This is a genomic window from Tepidimonas sp. HKU78, from assembly GCF_049860815.1.
Taxonomy (GTDB): domain Bacteria; phylum Pseudomonadota; class Gammaproteobacteria; order Burkholderiales; family Burkholderiaceae_C; genus Tepidimonas.
Genome location: NZ_CP187547.1, coordinates 1,826,558 through 1,842,307, shown reverse-complemented (window position 1 = coordinate 1,842,307; position 15,750 = coordinate 1,826,558). Strand labels below are relative to the sequence as shown.

The 15,750-nt window shown below is 67.3% G+C and carries 13 protein-coding genes and 1 tRNA gene; 9 read left to right on the top strand and 5 right to left on the bottom strand.

Going from position 1 to position 15,750, the window contains the following annotated elements:
• Positions 1 to 47 precede the first annotated feature (47 nt).
• Entirely contained in the window at positions 48 to 818 is a 771-nt protein-coding gene (locus tag ACPYIS_RS09245; protein ID WP_299019822.1) for a type 1 glutamine amidotransferase, read from the bottom strand.
• A gap of 109 nt (positions 819 to 927) precedes the next feature.
• Positions 928 to 1,785, bottom strand: coding sequence for a fumarylacetoacetate hydrolase family protein (locus ACPYIS_RS09240; RefSeq protein WP_299019824.1), 858 nt, complete (start codon positions 1,783 to 1,785; stop codon positions 928 to 930).
• Between the two features lie 98 nt (positions 1,786 to 1,883).
• Between ACPYIS_RS09240 and grpE the strand changes: the two genes are divergently transcribed.
• From grpE to ACPYIS_RS09220, 4 genes are all read left to right on the top strand, one after another.
• Complete coding sequence (gene grpE, locus ACPYIS_RS09235; protein ID WP_299019826.1) at positions 1,884 to 2,450, top strand: nucleotide exchange factor GrpE; 567 nt, start codon at positions 1,884 to 1,886, stop codon at positions 2,448 to 2,450.
• Between the two features lie 111 nt (positions 2,451 to 2,561).
• A complete protein-coding gene (gene dnaK, locus ACPYIS_RS09230; protein ID WP_299019828.1) occupies positions 2,562 to 4,508 on the top strand; it encodes a molecular chaperone DnaK in 1,947 nt (648 codons plus the stop codon).
• A gap of 83 nt (positions 4,509 to 4,591) precedes the next feature.
• Positions 4,592 to 5,722: a molecular chaperone DnaJ gene (gene dnaJ, locus ACPYIS_RS09225; RefSeq protein WP_424859478.1), complete on the top strand. Its 1,131-nt coding sequence runs from the start codon at positions 4,592 to 4,594 to the stop codon at positions 5,720 to 5,722.
• A gap of 110 nt (positions 5,723 to 5,832) precedes the next feature.
• The gene (locus ACPYIS_RS09220) at positions 5,833 to 7,197 is read left to right on the top strand and encodes an MBL fold metallo-hydrolase (protein ID WP_299019832.1); all 1,365 of its coding nucleotides are present in this window, start codon (positions 5,833 to 5,835) and stop codon (positions 7,195 to 7,197) included.
• A gap of 24 nt (positions 7,198 to 7,221) precedes the next feature.
• Here the strand turns inward: ACPYIS_RS09220 and ACPYIS_RS09215 are convergent, their stop codons facing one another.
• Positions 7,222 to 8,628: a PLP-dependent aminotransferase family protein gene (locus ACPYIS_RS09215; RefSeq protein ID WP_424895253.1), complete on the bottom strand. Its 1,407-nt coding sequence runs from the start codon at positions 8,626 to 8,628 to the stop codon at positions 7,222 to 7,224.
• Positions 8,629 to 8,808: 180 nt separating this feature from the next.
• On the opposite strand from ACPYIS_RS09215, the gene gabT reads away from it, so the two are divergent.
• Positions 8,809 to 10,134, top strand: a complete 1,326-nt coding sequence (gene gabT, locus ACPYIS_RS09210; protein WP_299021585.1) for a 4-aminobutyrate--2-oxoglutarate transaminase — start codon at positions 8,809 to 8,811, stop codon at positions 10,132 to 10,134.
• Here gabT and ACPYIS_RS09205 read toward each other — a convergent pair.
• Together ACPYIS_RS09205 and ACPYIS_RS09200 are read right to left on the bottom strand one after the other, a co-directional pair.
• Positions 10,122 to 10,436, bottom strand: coding sequence for a CcdB family protein (locus ACPYIS_RS09205; RefSeq protein ID WP_299021587.1), 315 nt, complete (start codon positions 10,434 to 10,436; stop codon positions 10,122 to 10,124). The two genes, gabT and ACPYIS_RS09205, sit on opposite strands and share 13 nt — an antisense overlap.
• A gap of 47 nt (positions 10,437 to 10,483) precedes the next feature.
• Positions 10,484 to 11,470 (bottom strand): LysR substrate-binding domain-containing protein, encoded by a 987-nt coding sequence (locus ACPYIS_RS09200; RefSeq protein WP_424859481.1) that lies wholly within the window; start codon positions 11,468 to 11,470, stop codon positions 10,484 to 10,486.
• Positions 11,471 to 11,605: 135 nt separating this feature from the next.
• Here ACPYIS_RS09200 and ACPYIS_RS09195 point away from each other — a divergent pair, with 135 nt between their 5' ends.
• The 4 genes from ACPYIS_RS09195 (at position 11,606) to ACPYIS_RS09180 (ending at position 15,744) form a co-directional block, all read left to right on the top strand.
• Complete coding sequence (locus tag ACPYIS_RS09195) at positions 11,606 to 12,793, top strand: acyl-CoA dehydrogenase (protein ID WP_424859482.1); 1,188 nt, start codon at positions 11,606 to 11,608, stop codon at positions 12,791 to 12,793.
• A gap of 9 nt (positions 12,794 to 12,802) precedes the next feature.
• Positions 12,803 to 14,017, top strand: a complete 1,215-nt coding sequence (locus tag ACPYIS_RS09190; protein WP_424859483.1) for a CaiB/BaiF CoA transferase family protein — start codon at positions 12,803 to 12,805, stop codon at positions 14,015 to 14,017.
• A 122-nt stretch (positions 14,018 to 14,139) separates the two neighbouring features.
• Complete coding sequence (locus ACPYIS_RS09185; protein ID WP_424859484.1) at positions 14,140 to 15,618, top strand: NAD-dependent succinate-semialdehyde dehydrogenase; 1,479 nt, start codon at positions 14,140 to 14,142, stop codon at positions 15,616 to 15,618.
• A gap of 52 nt (positions 15,619 to 15,670) precedes the next feature.
• A tRNA-Gly gene (locus tag ACPYIS_RS09180) sits at positions 15,671 to 15,744 on the top strand.
• Positions 15,745 to 15,750 lie beyond the last annotated feature (6 nt).

Here is a 15,750-nt window from a genome sequence, read left to right as displayed (position 1 = left end):
GCGGAGTATGCCGCGGGCCGACGCCCCGAAGGCGCGATCGATGCGCCTCACACCCGGGACGCCGGGCGCCAACGCCGCTGCCATGCGCGGTACAGGTGGTCGGCCAGGCGGTAGCTCGCGGCCTGGTGTACCGCCGTCGCCGCGCGCATCGCCGCCGGGTCTTGCACGGTATCGGGATGTGCGCCCACCGCGTGCGGATAGACCGGGCCCGGATCCCCTAACCAGTTCTCGATCTTCAGCGGCGTGATCTCGATGTGGAATTGCATGCCCAGATGGGGACCGAGGGTGTAGGCCTGCACCGCACACGCAGGCGAGGCGGCCAGCACCGTTGCCCCGGGTGGCAGCTCGACCACCCCATCGTAGTGCCACTGATACACCACGGGTTGCGGATCGTCGCCCAGCCATTCGCGGGCGGCGGCACTGCCACCGTGCCGGATGGGCAGCCACCCGATTTCGGGCTGCGGCAGGCGCTGCACACGCCCGCCCAGGGCACGCGCCATCAACTGTCCGCCCAGGCAATGGCCAATGACGGGGATGCCGAGCGCATCGGCCTCACGAATCAACGCCTCGGCATGGCGCAGCGACGGTCGGTCGTCGTTGGCGCTCCACTCACCGCCGAGCACCGCGAGCGCCCGGTAGCCGGCGACCGTTTCCGGATAATGCTCGCCCGCTTCCGCACAGAAGACGTCCCAGCGCGCACCCACGGCATCCAGCCACGTAGCCAGATACCCTGCGGGATCTTCGAGGGTGTGCTGCAACACGAGCACGTCGGTGGGGGCGTGATTCGCCGGCTGGCGATCGTCAGCGGTGTTTGGCATGGTGGCACGATGGTAGCCGCCGGCCCTGCGCGCCCACTCGGATCGTGGTGCCAATCCGGCCCCGATGCCGCAGTCCACCCTACCGCCGGTGGCGATGGCCGTGCTGGCGTCAATCCGGCCCCATCGGCGCCACGACCACCCGCTGGCATTGCCGCCCCAGCAACGGGCTGCCCAGTGTGATGACGTCGCCCGGCTGCAGATAGACCGGGGGCCGCTGCCCCATGCCCACGCCCGGTGGGGTACCGGTCAAGATGACGTCGCCGGGCTGCAAGCGCATGAAGCGGCTGAGATAGCTGACCAGCTCGGCCACGCCAAATACCATCGTGCGGGTACTGCCGCGCTGGCGTGGTGCCCCGTTGACGTCGAGCCACAGATCCACGGCCTGCGGATCGGGGATCTCGTCCGTCGTCACTAGCCACGGCCCCAGCGGACAGTGCGTAGGGTAGCTCTTGCCCTTGATCCACTGCCCCTCCATCTCCAGCTGGTGGGCGCGCTCGGACACGTCGTTGGCCAGACAGTAGCCGGCCACCACCCGCAACGCGGCGTCGGGGGGCACGTGCCAGGCGGGCTGCCCGATCACGACGGCCAGCTCCACCTCCCAGTCGAGCTTGGCCGCCCCCGGTGGCAGCCACACGTCGTCATCCGGGCCGCTGACGGCGCCCGTGTGCTTGCTAAACACGATGGGCTGCCGCGGCAGCGGCAAACCCGCCTCAGCGGCATGGTCGGCATAATTGAGGCCAATTGCCAGCACGTTGCCGATGCCGCCCACCGGTGGACCGAGGCGGGCGTCGGGGGCTACCAACGGCAGCCGGGTGGGATCGATGCGCGCCAGCCGCGCCAGTGCATCCGGGGTCAGGGTCGAGGCAGTGAGGTCACCAATGATGCCACCGAGGTCGCGCCGCTGCCCGCTGGCGTCCAGCATCCCCGGGCGCTCGTCACCCGGTGGGCCGTAACGAAACAGTTTCATGTCTTTACTCCGCGGGCCAGGGGGCCCTTGAAAAAGGGCCCAAGCGCCCCCATACAGGATCGATAGTTTCGTCCTTTTTTACGGATTGTCGCGACACCATGACCGATACGCAAACCCCAAACACCGAATCCCCGTCCACCGCCGACGCCGCACCGGCCGCCGGTGCCACGAACGCGTCTGCCGGCGCATCCGCCACCGGCAACGGCGCCGACCTGCAAAGCGAGCTGCAACAGTTGCGCCAGCGCAACGCCGAGCTGAACGAGCAAGTGCTGCGTGCCTTGGCCGACGCCGAAAATACCCGCCGCCGCGCCGAGGAGGAGATCGCCAAGGTGCGCAAGTTTGCCGTCGAGGCCCTGGCCGAGAGCTTGCTGCCGGTGGTGGACAGCCTGGAGGCCGGCTTGGCCGCACAAGACGCCACGCTGGAGCAAATCCGCGAGGGCACGCAAGCCACCTTGCAGCAGTTGCTCGCCGCGCTGGCACGGCACAAAATCACCCCCATCGTGCCGGCGCCGGGCGACCGTTTCGACCCCCATCAGCACCAGGCCATTGGCATGGTGCCCAGCGACCAGCCGGCCAACACCGTGGTCGCGACGCTGCAAAAGGGTTACCTGATGGCCGAGCGCGTGTTGCGTCCCGCGCTGGTCACGGTGGCGGCTCCGCAGTAACGCGAAGCGCACTGCGGGCCCGCGCCTCCCCTTGAATCCGACGCGGGTGCCCTCATCTAATTCATAGATCGCGGATTGAACCGCCATTTCCACACATTCAGGAGCATTTTCATGGGCAAGATCATTGGTATCGACCTGGGCACCACCAACTCGTGCGTGGCCGTCATGGAGGGCGGCACGCCCAAGGTCATCGAAAACAGCGAGGGCGCGCGCACCACGCCCTCCGTCGTCGCGTACATGGAGGATGGCGAGATCCTGGTGGGCGCGCCCGCCAAGCGCCAGGCCGTCACCAACCCGAAGAACACCTTGTTCGCCGTCAAGCGCCTGATCGGCCGCAAGTTCACCGAAAAAGAGGTGCAAAAGGACATCGAACTGATGCCCTATAAGATCGTGCCGGCCGACAACGGTGACGCCTGGGTCGAGGTGCGGGGCCAAAAGCTCGCGCCGCCGCAGGTCAGCGCCGAGGTGCTGCGCAAGATGAAGAAGACCGCCGAGGACTACCTGGGTGAGCCAGTGACCGAGGCCGTCATTACGGTGCCGGCGTACTTCAACGACGCGCAGCGCCAAGCCACCAAGGATGCCGGCCGCATCGCGGGGCTGGAGGTCAAGCGCATCATCAACGAGCCGACGGCGGCCGCGCTCGCCTTCGGTCTGGACAAGGCCGGCAAAGGCGACCGCAAGATCGCGGTTTATGACCTGGGCGGCGGCACGTTCGACATCTCGATCATCGAGATCGCCGACGTCGATGGCGAAAAGCAGTTCGAGGTGCTCTCGACCAACGGCGACACCTTCCTGGGTGGAGAGGACTTCGACCAGCGCATCATCGACTACGTCATCACCGAGTTCAAGAAGGAGCAAGGCGTCGATCTGACCAAGGACGTGCTCGCGCTGCAGCGCCTGAAAGAGGCCGCCGAGAAGGCCAAGATCGAGCTGTCCAACAGCTCGCAGACCGACATCAACCTGCCCTACATCACGGCGGACGCGACGGGGCCGAAGCACCTCAACATCAAGCTCACCCGCGCCAAGCTGGAGAGCCTGGTGGAAGACCTCATCGAGCGCACCATCGAGCCGTGCCGCATCGCCATCAAGGACGCGGGCATCAAGGTCAGCGACATCGACGACGTGATCCTGGTTGGCGGCATGACGCGCATGCCCAAGGTGCAGGAGAAGGTCAAGGAGTTCTTCGGCAAGGATCCGCGCAAGGACGTCAACCCCGACGAGGCGGTGGCCGTGGGTGCGGCCATCCAAGGCTCGGTGCTGGCCGGTGAGCGCAAGGACGTGCTGCTGCTCGACGTCACCCCGCTGTCGCTGGGCATCGAGACCATGGGCGGCGTCATGACCAAGATGATCAAGAAGAACACCACGATCCCGACCAAGTTCAGTCAGGTGTTCTCGACCGCCGAGGACAACCAGCCGGCGGTGACGATCAAGGTCTACCAGGGCGAGCGCGAAATGGCGGCGGGCAACAAGCTGCTGGGCGAATTCAACCTGGAGGGCATCCCGCCGGCGCCGCGCGGCATCCCGCAGATCGAAGTCACGTTCGACATCGACGCCAACGGCATCCTGCACGTCAGCGCCAAGGACAAGGGCACGGGCAAGGAAAACAAGATCACCATCAAGGCGAACTCCGGCCTGACCGAGGAGGAGATCGAGCGCATGGTGAAGGACGCCGAGCTCAACGCCGCCGAGGACAAGAAGAAGGTCGAGCTGGTGCAGGCGCGCAACCAGGCCGATGCGCTCATCAGCAGCGTGCGCAAGAGCCTCAAGGAGTACGGTGACAAGCTCGAGGCGGGCGAGAAGGACAAGATCGAAGCGGCGATCCAGAGCCTGGAGGAGGCCGTCAAGGGCGACGACAAGGCCGCGATCGAGGCCAAGACCGAAGCCCTGATGCAGGCCAGCCAGAAGCTGGGTGAGAAGATGTACGCCGACAGCCAGGCTGCCGCGCAGGCGGCCGGCGGCGGGGCCGCTGGCGCGGGCGGCGCGGCGGGCGGCGCCAGCGCCGCTGCCGGGGCCGACGACATCGTCGATGCCGAGGTCAAGGAAGTCAAGCGCGACTGATCCCGCTTGCTCGCCCACTCAGCGCCGCGCAGGGGGCTCGTCCCCCGGCGCGGCTTTCGTCCTAATGACACCCGTGGACCGACATGGCCAAACGTGACTACTACGAAATCCTGGGCGTGGCCCGCAACGCCAGCGAGGACGACATCAAGAAGGCGTACCGCAAGCTGGCCATGAAATACCACCCCGACCGCAACCAGGGCGAGGCGGCCAAGGCGGCGGAGGAAAAGTTCAAGGAGGTCAAGGAAGCCTACGAGATGCTGTCCGACCCACAAAAGCGCGCCGCGTACGACCAGTACGGGCACGCCGGGGTCGACCCGAACCTGCGCGGTGGCGCGGGCGGTGGTGACGGTTTCGCAGGCTTCTCGGAAGCGTTTGGCGACATCTTTGGCGACATCTTTGGCGCCCCGCGCGGAGCGCGCGGCCGCCAGATGTACCGCGGCAGTGACCTGTCGTACGCGATGGAGATCACGCTGGAGGAAGCCGCCCGCGGCAAGGAGGCGCAGATCCGCATCCCGAGCTGGGAGGATTGCGACACGTGCCGCGGCACGGGTGCCAAGCCCGGCACCAGCGCCAAGACCTGCCCCACCTGCCACGGCAATGGCGTCGTGCAGATGCGCCAGGGCTTCTTCAGTGTGCAGCAGACCTGCCCGCACTGCCACGGCAGCGGCAAGATCATCCCCGAGCCCTGCCCGACCTGCCATGGCGAGGGCAAAATCAAGCGCCACAAGACGCTGGAGATCAAGATTCCCGCGGGCATCGATGACGGGATGCGCATCCGCTCCAGCGGCAACGGCGAGCCGGGGCGCAACGGCGGCCCACCGGGCGACCTCTATATCGAGATCCGCATCCGCAAGCACGAGCTGTTCGAGCGCGATGGCGACGACTTGCACGTGCAGGTGCCCATCAGCATCACCACGGCAGCCCTGGGCGGCGAGGTGGACGTGCCGACGCTGGACGGCAAGGCCACCATCGACATCCCGGAAGGCACGCAGCATGGCAAGACCTTCCGCCTGCGCGGCCGCGGCATCAAGGGCGTGCGCTCCAGCTACCCTGGTGACCTTTACGCCCACATCGCGGTCGAGACGCCCGTCAAACTGACCGAGCACCAGCGCCGCCTGCTGCGGGAGCTGGACGAGTCGTTCAAAAAAGGCGGCCACAAACACAGCCCGAACGAAAAGGGCTGGTTCGAGAAGGCCCGCGATTTTTTCGGGTAAAGGGGCACGAGGTCCAACGGCGGGCCTCCTCTGCCCTGCGCCGCCTGTGGCGCCCGCCGCCACGCTGACGCAGCCACGGGCGCTGTTGCGCCGTGCGTTACCATGGACGCATGGACGTGCGCATACAGTTTCTAGGCGGCGCCGGCACCGTCACCGGCTCCAAGTACTTGGTGCAACACGGCAGTGACGCGCTGCTGGTGGACTGCGGACTGTTTCAGGGCTACAAAGCGCTGCGCCTGCGCAACCGCACGCCGTTGCCGATCGTGCCCAACCAGATCCGGGCCGTGGTGCTCACGCACGCCCACATCGACCACAGTGGCTATCTGCCGGTGCTGGCGCGCGAGGGGTTTCACGGCAAAGTCTGGTGCACCCACGCCACACGCGACCTGTGTGAGATCCTGCTGCCCGACAGCGCGCACCTGCAGGAAGAAGACGCCGCCTTTGCCAACCGGCATGGCTTTTCCAAGCACTCGCCGGCACTGCCCCTGTACACAGTAGAAGACGCCCAACGCGCACTGCGGCTGCTGCGGCCGCAGCCGCTGTACCAGCGTTTCGAGCCGATCCCAGGCTGGCAGGTGCAGTTCTTTGGCGCGGGCCACATTCTGGGCGCGGCGTCGGTGCTGATCGAGGTGGGTGGCCGCCGGCTGCTGTTTTCGGGCGACCTGGGTCGGGCGGACGACACCCTGATGTTTCCGCCCGACCCCCCGCCAGCGGCGGATGCGGTGGTGGTCGAGTCCACCTACGGCAACCGGCTGCACCCCGCGGGGAATCTGATCGATGAAATCGCCGACCCACTCGCGCGCGCGGCCGCCCGCGGCGGCACGGTGGTCGTGCCGGTCTTTGCGGTGGGGCGCGCGCAGGCGCTGCTGCACGCGATCGATGTCCTCAAGCGCCAACAACGGCTGCCCCGGGCACTGGCCGTGTACCTGGACAGCCCCATGGCCATCCAGGCCACCGCGCTGCTGGCCCGCCACCTGGGCGAGCACCGCCTGAGTGCGGCGCAGGTGCAGCACATGACGCAGGCCGTGCACGCGGCCCGCACCCCTGACGAGTCGAAAGCGATCGCGCGCCACCACGGCCCCAAGGTCATCCTGGCCGGTAGCGGCATGGCCACGGGGGGGCGGGTCCTGCACCACCTCAAGCTCTACCTGGGCGATCACCGCCACATGGTGCTGCTGACCGGCTACCAGGCTCCCGGCACCCGGGGCGACAGCCTGTTGCGCGGTGCAACCACGCTGCGCATCCACGGCCAAGACTGGCCCGTGCAGGCTGAAGTGGTTCAGCTCATGACCGCCTCGGCCCACGCCGACGCGGACGGCTTGATGGCGTGGCTGCGCGCCATCCCCGGCACACCGCGCCGCGTCTTCGTCACCCACGGCGAAGCCGATGCCGCCGACGCCCTGCGCTGCCGCATCGAGCGCGAACTGCGCTGGCCAGCGCTGGTGCCGGAGCACGGCGCCACCTGGGCGGTGTAAACGCGTGTCGGCGAGCGCCGCTACTCACGCGGGTGGGCACCCCGTGCCCGTGGCCTCGGCCAGAAAGCGCCACAGCGCCTCATCCTCGCAGAAGGCGACATTGAAGCGCAGCCAGGGGCTGGGCGAGAGGTCCAGCCCGAACAGGTGCCCGGGCCCCAGCAGGATGTCCTGCTCCGCGGCCTGATAGGCCAGGGTCGAGGCATTCTCGATGGCCGGATGGCGTGCCCACAAAAACATGCCCGCATGGGGTTGCGCAAAGAGGTGGAATCCGAGGCGCTCGAGCCGCTCTGTGGTGCGCTGGTGCGCCTCGGCCAAGCGCTGGCGCAGCGCGCGCAGGTGCTTGCGCCAACGCCCGTCGATCAGGGCCCCATAGGCCAGGCGCTCGGCAAACTCCGACGACGTCAGGCCCGAGATCATCTTGAGCTGCGCCAGATCCTCCAGCACGTCCGGGTGCGCCGCCACGTAGCCCACGCGCAGGTTGGGCGAAATGGTTTTGGAGAAGCTGCCGATGTGCACCACGCGCTGCAGCTGGTCCAGGCTGGCCAGCGAAGGGCGCGGCTCCGGGTCCAGGTCGGCGTAGATGTCGTTTTCCACCACCCACAGTTGGTGACGCTCGGCGAGTTGCACCACGCGGTGCAGATGCGACAGGTGTGCCACCGATCCCGTCGGGCTTTGTAGCCGCGGCTGGGTAAAAAACACTTTGGGTCGGTGCGCCTGAATGCGCTCCTCCAGCAGCGTCAGATCCCAACCCTGCGGGGTGCGCGGTACGCCGATCAGGCGCGCCCCCAAAAAACGCAGCGAAAACAGCAGGTTCGGATACCCCGGCTCGTCCACCAGCACGGCGTCGCCCGGCTGCACCAGACGGCGCGCCACCAGGTCCATCGCCTGGCTGGAGCCGTGCGTCAGCAGCACCTGATCGCTGGTCAGCACGATTTCCTGCTCGGCCAACAGGTCACGGACCAACTGGCGCAGCGGGGTCAAGCCCTTGGGCTCGCCATAGCCGCCCAGATCGACCGTGTCCCCGGCAAGCGCGCGCAGGCTGCGTTTGAGGCCATCGCCAAACAGCCAATCACCGGGCAGCCAGCCGCAACCCGGCTTGAGCCGCAAGTTGCGGTTTTCGAACACCCGGCGCAGGTACCACATCGAGTCGAAGTGGTACTGCGGGCCGCGGTCGGCCGACGGTTCGGCGTGGCTGTCGCGGCTGCGCACGAAAAATCCCGAGTGCGGCCGTGACACGAAGTAGCCCAAGGCCACCAACCGGTCGTAGGCATCGACCACGGTATAGACGCTGACCCCGTGCGCATGCGCGAATTGCCGAATCGAAGGCGCCTTGGCGCCCGGGCGCAGCGCCCCGCTGCGAATCAGGTCCCGAAACCCATCGACGATTTGTTGCACCAGGGGCGTGGGGTGTTGGGGGTCGAGCGTGAACATCGTGTTGGGGGCTGTATCGGGCACGGCGGCAGTACAGTGCATCGACCGCCGCCCATCGGCTGTATATGGTATCGGGGCCGCCCACCCCTTTACAGTCAAGGCTCGACCAGGGCCGCGCGTTTTCATGCCCGCGCCGCCCCCCGACCCGCCGTTGACGCCCCGCACCCCCGGAGACACCTCATGCACCGCGATCCCCAACTGTCCACCGCCGCCAAAACCAACGCCACGCTGATGGCGCGCCGCCGCGCCGCCCTGCCCGCGGGGCTGGGACAGACCTACGAAGTTTTTGCCGAGCGTGCCGAAGGCGCCGAAGTCTGGGATGTCGAAGGCAAGCGCTACATCGACTTTGCCGGCGGCATCGCCGTGCTCAACACCGGCCACCGGCATCCCAAGATCGTCGAAGCCGTCAAGGCCCAACTGGACAAGGTGCACCACACGTGCTTTCAGGTACTGGCCTACGAACCGTACGTCGAGCTGGCCGAGCGCCTGTGCGCCAAGGCACCCGGTCATTTCCCCAAGAAAGCGTTCTTCCAGTCCACGGGGGCAGAGGCGGTCGAAAACGCCGTCAAGATCGCCCGTGCTGCTACTGGGCGACAGGCCGTCATCGCCTTTGGCGGTGGCTTCCATGGCCGCACGCTGCTGGGCATGGCGCTCACCGGCAAGGTGGCGCCCTACAAGGCGGGCTTCGGCCCCTTCCCGGCCGAGATCTACCACGCGGAGTTTCCCAATCCGCTGCACGGCATCTCGGTCGATGACGCGCTGCGCAGCCTGCACCACCTGTTCAAATACGACATCGAGCCCGAGCGTGTTGCGGCCATCATCCTCGAGCCCGTGCAGGGCGAAGGCGGCTTTTACGTCGCGCCGTTCGAGTTTGCACGCGCCTTGCGCGAGCTGTGCGACCGCCACGGCATCGTCCTCATCGCCGACGAGGTGCAAACCGGCGCGGGTCGCACCGGCACCTGGCTGGCATGCGAGCAATGGGGCGTGGCGCCCGACCTCATCACCATGGCCAAGAGCATGGCGGGCGGCTTTCCCATCGCCGCGGTCATCGGCAAGGCCGAGATCATGGACAAGCCCCTGCCCGGGGGGCTCGGCGGCACCTACGCCGGCCACCCGCTGGCTTGCGTGGCCGCGCTGGCGGTGCTCGACGTGTTCGAGGAAGAAAACTTGCTGGCCCGCTCGCGCGCCATCGGCGAGCGGCTGCGTGCGGGGCTGACGGCGCTCATGGGACAGCACCGCGAGATCCTGGACGTGCGCGGGCTGGGCGCCATGGTCGCCATCGAGCTGTTCGAAGACGGCGACATCAACCGCCCGGCGGCGGATCTGACCAAGCGCCTGTGCGCCGAAGCGCTGCAGCGCGGCTTGGTGCTGCTGTCGTGCGGCTTGTACGGCAACGTCATCCGCATTCTGGTGCCACTGACCGCCAGCGACGCACTGCTGGACGAGGGCCTGGCCATCATGGGCGAGGCGCTGAAGGCGGCAAAGAGGAGCGGTCAAAATCCGTGAAACAGGAAATCGAGCGCTGACGCGATGGCGTCATGGTGGTCGGCGAGATTGCCTACCCGCTGCCGCCGCACGCGGCGGGGTACGGCGGCCAACTTGGGAGTCTCCAGAACCACCGTGATGCCCCCGACATCGAAGACGGGCATCAGTCGCTCGGGTGGCGCCATACCACTCATGGTATCGAGCCGGCGCAAAGGGATCACCACCGTGGTGTGCAGTCCGTCCAGCAGATCATCGGCGCTCTCGCTCGCCGCGCACCACCTCGCGTAAGTACGCATCACAGAGCTGGTGGAGGCTGTGCACATGGTCGGCAATCCCGCAACCGAACCGGCCTTGGGGCGCGTCGCCCCGCTCACGCCCCCGAGATGGAACGGCCGCCGACTGGAGGCAACTCACCGCGACCCGGGTGCTGGCGAGCCATGTCCCCGGCGTGGGAACATTCCTCCAATAACCACGCCCTGAACACGCCCAGCGCGGCCCGTTCGGGGCCGTCGGGTTGCACCCAATAATAAGCGCGCTGCGCTTTGAGCGGCCGCGGGCAGGCCACGACCAGCGCACCGCTGGCCAATTCGTCCTGCACCAGCAGCGTGGGCATGAGGGCCACGCCCAGCCCCGCGATGGCCGCAGCCGCCTGCATGGAAAACAACTCGTACCGGGGGCCTGCCATCGCGCGCGGGGCGTCCACGCCCTGCGCGTCAAACCACTGGCGCCATGCCTCGGGTCGGGTGGCTTGCTGCAGCAGCGGCCAGTGGGCCAACACCTCGGGATCGACGCCTTCACCCACGTCGGCCCCCGCCGCTACCAGCAGGCGCGGGCTGCACACGGGCAGCACATCCTCGTCCAGCAGGGGAGTGGCACGCGTGCCGGCCCATTGCTGCAACTGCTGCGGCGTGCCGGCCCAGATGGCCGCGTCCAGGCCACTGTCGGGGAACAGAAACGGGCGCGTGCGCGTCTCCAGGTGCACCAGCAAGTGGGGCTGACGTGCGGCAAGCCGCGGCAGGCGCGGGATCAGCCAGCGCGTGGCAAAGGTGGGGACGGTGGCCAGCGTGACGCTGTCGCCCTGCCCTTGGCGCCCCATCACGTCCACCACGTCGCGCTCCAGCGCATCCAGCCGTTCACGCACTTGGCGTGCGTAGTCTTCCCCCGCGGGGGTCAGCACCATGCCGTGCTGCGTGCGCCGAAACAGCCGCACGCCCAAAAACGCCTCCAGCGCCGCCACCTGGCGCGACACGGCCCCTTGGGTGAGCGCCAGTTCTTGCGCGGCGCGCGTGAAGCTTTGGTGGCGCGCAGCGGCCTCGAAGCATTGCAGGGCCTGAGTGGAGGGCAGGCGGCGACGCACAGTGGTCCTTTCAGATATGCGTTGAGATCATAACCGGCGCAGAAAAATTCGTTTGCGCGGGCGCGAGCCAGCCACTACCATGCCTTCGACTGGCGTGCGACACGCCCCCTCTTTTCATCACACCAAGGACACACCATGAGCCAACCCAAGGTTGCCTTCGACTGGGCCGACCCGTTTTTTCTGGACGATCAACTCACGCCCGATGAGCGCGCCGTGCGCGATGCGGCACGCACTTACTGCCAAGAGCGGCTGCTGCCACGTGTGCAAGAGGCGTTCCGGCACGAGAAAACCGACCGCGCAATCTTCAACGAAATGGGCGAAATCGGCCTGCTCGGCCCCACCATCCCCGAGCAGTACGGCGGCGCCGGGCTCAACTACGTGAGCTACGGTCTGATCGCGCGCGAAGTCGAGCGGGTGGACAGCGGCTACCGCAGCATGATGAGCGTGCAGTCTTCGCTGGTGATGGTGCCGATCCACGAATTCGGCACCGAGGCGCAGAAACAAAAATACCTGCCCAAACTGGCCACAGGCGAGTGGGTCGGCTGCTTTGGCCTGACCGAGCCCAACCACGGCAGCGACCCGGCTGGCATGATCACCCGCGCGCGCAAGGTGCCGGGTGGATACACGCTCACCGGCGCCAAGATGTGGATCACCAACAGCCCCATCGCCGACGTGTTCGTGGTCTGGGCCAAGGACGACGAGGGACAGATCCGTGGCTTCATCCTGGAAAAAGGCTGGAAGGGGTTGTCTGCCCCGGCGATTCACGGTAAGGTGGGCTTGCGCGCATCCATCACCGGCGAAATCGTGATGGACCAGGTCTTTTGCCCCGAGGAAAACGCCTTCCCCGGCGTGCGGGGGCTCAAGGGGCCGTTCACGTGCCTCAACAGCGCGCGCTACGGCATCGCCTGGGGCGCGCTGGGCGCAGCCGAGGACTGCTATCACCGCGCGCGGCAATATGTGCTGGATCGCCAGCAGTTCGGCCGGCCACTGGCCGCCAACCAGCTCATCCAAAAAAAGCTGGCCGACATGCTGACCGAAATCAGCCTGGGCCTGCAGGGCTGCCTGCGGCTGGGGCGCCTCAAGGACGAGGGCAAGGCGCCGGTGGAGCTGACGTCTATCCTCAAGCGCAACAGCTGCGGCAAGGCGCTCGACATCGCGCGCATGGCCCGCGACATGATGGGCGGCAACGGCATCAGCGACGAATACGGCGTGGCGCGCCACTTGGTGAATCTGGAAGTGGTCAACACCTACGAAGGCACGCACGACATCCACGCACTCATTCTGGGCCGCGCCATCACCGGCATCGCGGCGTTCGCCAACTAAGGCCACCGCATGAACGCGCCCATTGCTGCCCCCTGCCCCGCCGCGGCACCCGGCACCGAGAACCGCCCCAACGCCACCCCGCCCCGGCCGCTGGCGGGGGTGCGCGTGCTCGATTTGTCGCGCGTGCTGGCTGGACCGTGGGCGAGCCAGATCCTGGCCGACTATGGCGCCGATGTGCTCAAAGTCGAGCGCCCCGGCAGCGGCGACGACACCCGCACCTGGGGGCCGCCATGGTGGCAGCCTGACCCCGCCCAACCCGAACGGCGCCAGTCGGCCTACTTCATTTGCGCCAATCGCGGCAAGCGCTCGATCACCATCGACCTAGCCACCCCAGAGGGCGCCGAGCAGGTACGCACGCTGGCCCGCGAGGCCGATGTGCTGATCGAAAACTACAAGGTCGGGCAACTGGCCAAGTATGGACTGGATGCCGCCAATCTACAGGCCGTCAACCCGCGGTTGATCTACTGCTCCATCACCGGCTACGGGCAAAACGGGCCGCTGGCGCACAAGGCGGGTTACGACTTTGCCATCCAGGCCGAGGGAGGATTGATGAGCATCACCGGCGAGCCCGACGGTGAACCACAGAAGGTGGGGGTGGCCGTGACCGACCTCATGACCGGGGTATATGCCGCCACCGCCATCCTGGCAGCGCTGGTCGAGCGCGACCGCACCGGCCGCGGCCGCGTGCTGGATGCGTCGCTGTTCGACGTGCAGGTGGCCATGCTGGCCAACCAGGCCAGCAACCAACTCATCGGGCAGCGCACACCACGGCGCATGGGCAATGCGCACCCCAACATCGTGCCGTACCAGGCCTTCCCCACGCGCGACGGGCATCTGGTGCTGGCCGTGGGCAACGACGGCCAGTTTCAACGCTTTTGCGACGTGGCGGGTCACCCAGACGTGGCGCAGGACCCGCGCTTTGCCACCAACCCGGCGCGGGTGGAACACCGCGCGCTGCTGGTGCCGCAAATCGCCGAGTGGACACGCCAGCGTGACACGGCCGACTGGGTACGCGCCCTCGACGCCGCGGGCGTACCGTGTGCCCCGATCAACGACATCGCGCAGGTCATGGCCCACCCCCACGTGCACGCACGCGAGCTGCTGCTGCCGGGCACCGCCGACCGCCCGCCGATGGTGGCGCACCCCATCCGGTTCGACGGCCAGCGTCCCACCGCCGATCGCGCGCCACCGGCACTGGGGACGGATGAGGCACGGTGGCGGTGACATGGGCCTGTACCGGCCCGCCATCCGACACAGCCTGGCAAGCCGTGTCACCCGCTGTACCGGTCTCACTGTGCACGACGCGCTACAGTAGTGGTTGACCACGGTTTTCGACGGAGACGACGATGGACATGAAAGCCACCCCGCTGGTACAGCTGCGGGATCCGAGCTTGCTCAAAACCGACGCGCTGATCGATGGCCATTGGGTGGCCGCACCCGAGCGCTTTGCCGTGACCGACCCCGCCACCGGGCAGGAGCTGGCGCGGGTAGCCAAGCTGGACCCGGGCGATGCCCAGCGTGCCATCGATGCGGCCAACGCGGCGTGGCCCGCGTGGCGGAGCAAGACGGCCAAGGAGCGCGCCAACATTCTGCGTCGATGGTACGACCTGCTGATGGCCCATCAGGACGATCTGGCGCGCATCATGACCGCTGAGCAGGGCAAACCCCTGCCCGAGGCCAAGGGCGAGGTGGCTTATGGCGCCAGCTTCGTCGAGTGGTTTGCCGAGGAGGCCAAGCGCGTCAACGGCGAAACCCTTCCCCCCTTCGACAACAACCGCCGCCTGTTGGTACTCAAGCAGCCCATCGGCGTGTGCGCGGCGATCACGCCCTGGAACTTTCCGCTGGCCATGATCACGCGCAAAGTCGCTCCAGCACTGGCGGCCGGCTGCACGGTGGTAATCAAACCGGCCGAGCAAACCCCGCTGACGGCACTGGCCGCTGCGGAGCTGGCGCTGCGCGCCGGCATCCCCGCGGGTGTGCTCAACGTGCTGACGAGCGATGGGCCGGGCAGCATCGCCATCGGTCGGGTGTTGTGCGACAGCGACGTGGTGCGGCACCTGAGCTTTACTGGTTCCACCGAAGTGGGCCGCATCCTCATGGCGCAAAGCGGCCCCACGGTCAAGAAGCTCTCGCTGGAACTGGGTGGCAATGCGCCCTTCATCGTGTTCGACGACGCGGACATCGACAGCGCGGTCGACGGTGCCTTCGCCAGCAAGTACCGCAACGCGGGGCAGACCTGCGTGTGCTCCAACCGCATCTACGTGCAGGAGGGGGTGTACGAGACCTTCGTGCACAAATTTGCCGCCAAGGTGGCCACGGCCAAGGTGGGCAACGGGTTCGACGAAGGCGTGAATCAGGGGCCGCTGATCGAGGAAGCCGCGGTAGAAAAAGTCCAACGGCACGTGGACGATGCGCTGGCCAAGGGCGGCCGCGTGCTCACCGGCGGCCACCGGCTGGGCGGTCTGTTTTATGCGCCAACGGTGGTGGCCGACGCCACGCCGGACATGCTGTGTGCGCGCGAGGAAACCTTTGGCCCCTTTGCGCCGGTGTTCAAGTTCCGCACCGAGGACGAAGTCATCCGCCTGGCCAATAACACCGAATACGGACTGGCGAGCTACTTCTACAGCCGTGACGTGGGGCGCATCTTCCGCGTGGCCGAGGCGCTGGAATATGGCATGGTCGGTGTCAACGTCGGCATCCTGGCCACCGAGCACGTTCCCTTCGGCGGCGTCAAACAATCGGGCCTAGGGCGTGAGGGATCGCACCACGGCATCGACGAGTACGTCGAGCTCAAGTACGTCTGCATCGGCGACGTGTTGAAGTAACCCCACACCGGGCGCGGCCGGGCCGCGCCTATGCCCTACAATAGAGGGTGACGCGGGCGTCGTTCAATGGTAGGACCTGAGCTTCCCAAGCTCAAGACGTGGGTTCGATTCCCATCGCCCGCTCCACACCCC

What these genes read in the sequence shown, in the direction of transcription:
- ACPYIS_RS09245 (WP_299019822.1), bottom strand. Translation starts at nt 818, where the DNA reads ATGCCAAACACCGCTGACGATCGCCAGCCGGCGAATCACGCCCCCACC.
- ACPYIS_RS09215 (WP_424895253.1), bottom strand. Translation starts at nt 8,628, where the DNA reads ATGTTCACGCTCGACCCCCAACACCCCACGCCCCTGGTGCAACAAATC.
- grpE (WP_299019826.1), top strand. Translation starts at nt 1,884, where the DNA reads ATGACCGATACGCAAACCCCAAACACCGAATCCCCGTCCACCGCCGAC.
- gabT (WP_299021585.1), top strand. Translation starts at nt 8,809, where the DNA reads ATGCACCGCGATCCCCAACTGTCCACCGCCGCCAAAACCAACGCCACG.
- dnaK (WP_299019828.1), top strand. Translation starts at nt 2,562, where the DNA reads ATGGGCAAGATCATTGGTATCGACCTGGGCACCACCAACTCGTGCGTG.
- ACPYIS_RS09240 (WP_299019824.1), bottom strand. Translation starts at nt 1,785, where the DNA reads ATGAAACTGTTTCGTTACGGCCCACCGGGTGACGAGCGCCCGGGGATG.
- ACPYIS_RS09190 (WP_424859483.1), top strand. Translation starts at nt 12,803, where the DNA reads ATGAACGCGCCCATTGCTGCCCCCTGCCCCGCCGCGGCACCCGGCACC.
- ACPYIS_RS09205 (WP_299021587.1), bottom strand. Translation starts at nt 10,436, where the DNA reads ATGTGCACAGCCTCCACCAGCTCTGTGATGCGTACTTACGCGAGGTGG.
- ACPYIS_RS09220 (WP_299019832.1), top strand. Translation starts at nt 5,833, where the DNA reads ATGGACGTGCGCATACAGTTTCTAGGCGGCGCCGGCACCGTCACCGGC.
- ACPYIS_RS09185 (WP_424859484.1), top strand. Translation starts at nt 14,140, where the DNA reads ATGGACATGAAAGCCACCCCGCTGGTACAGCTGCGGGATCCGAGCTTG.
- dnaJ (WP_424859478.1), top strand. Translation starts at nt 4,592, where the DNA reads ATGGCCAAACGTGACTACTACGAAATCCTGGGCGTGGCCCGCAACGCC.
- ACPYIS_RS09195 (WP_424859482.1), top strand. Translation starts at nt 11,606, where the DNA reads ATGAGCCAACCCAAGGTTGCCTTCGACTGGGCCGACCCGTTTTTTCTG.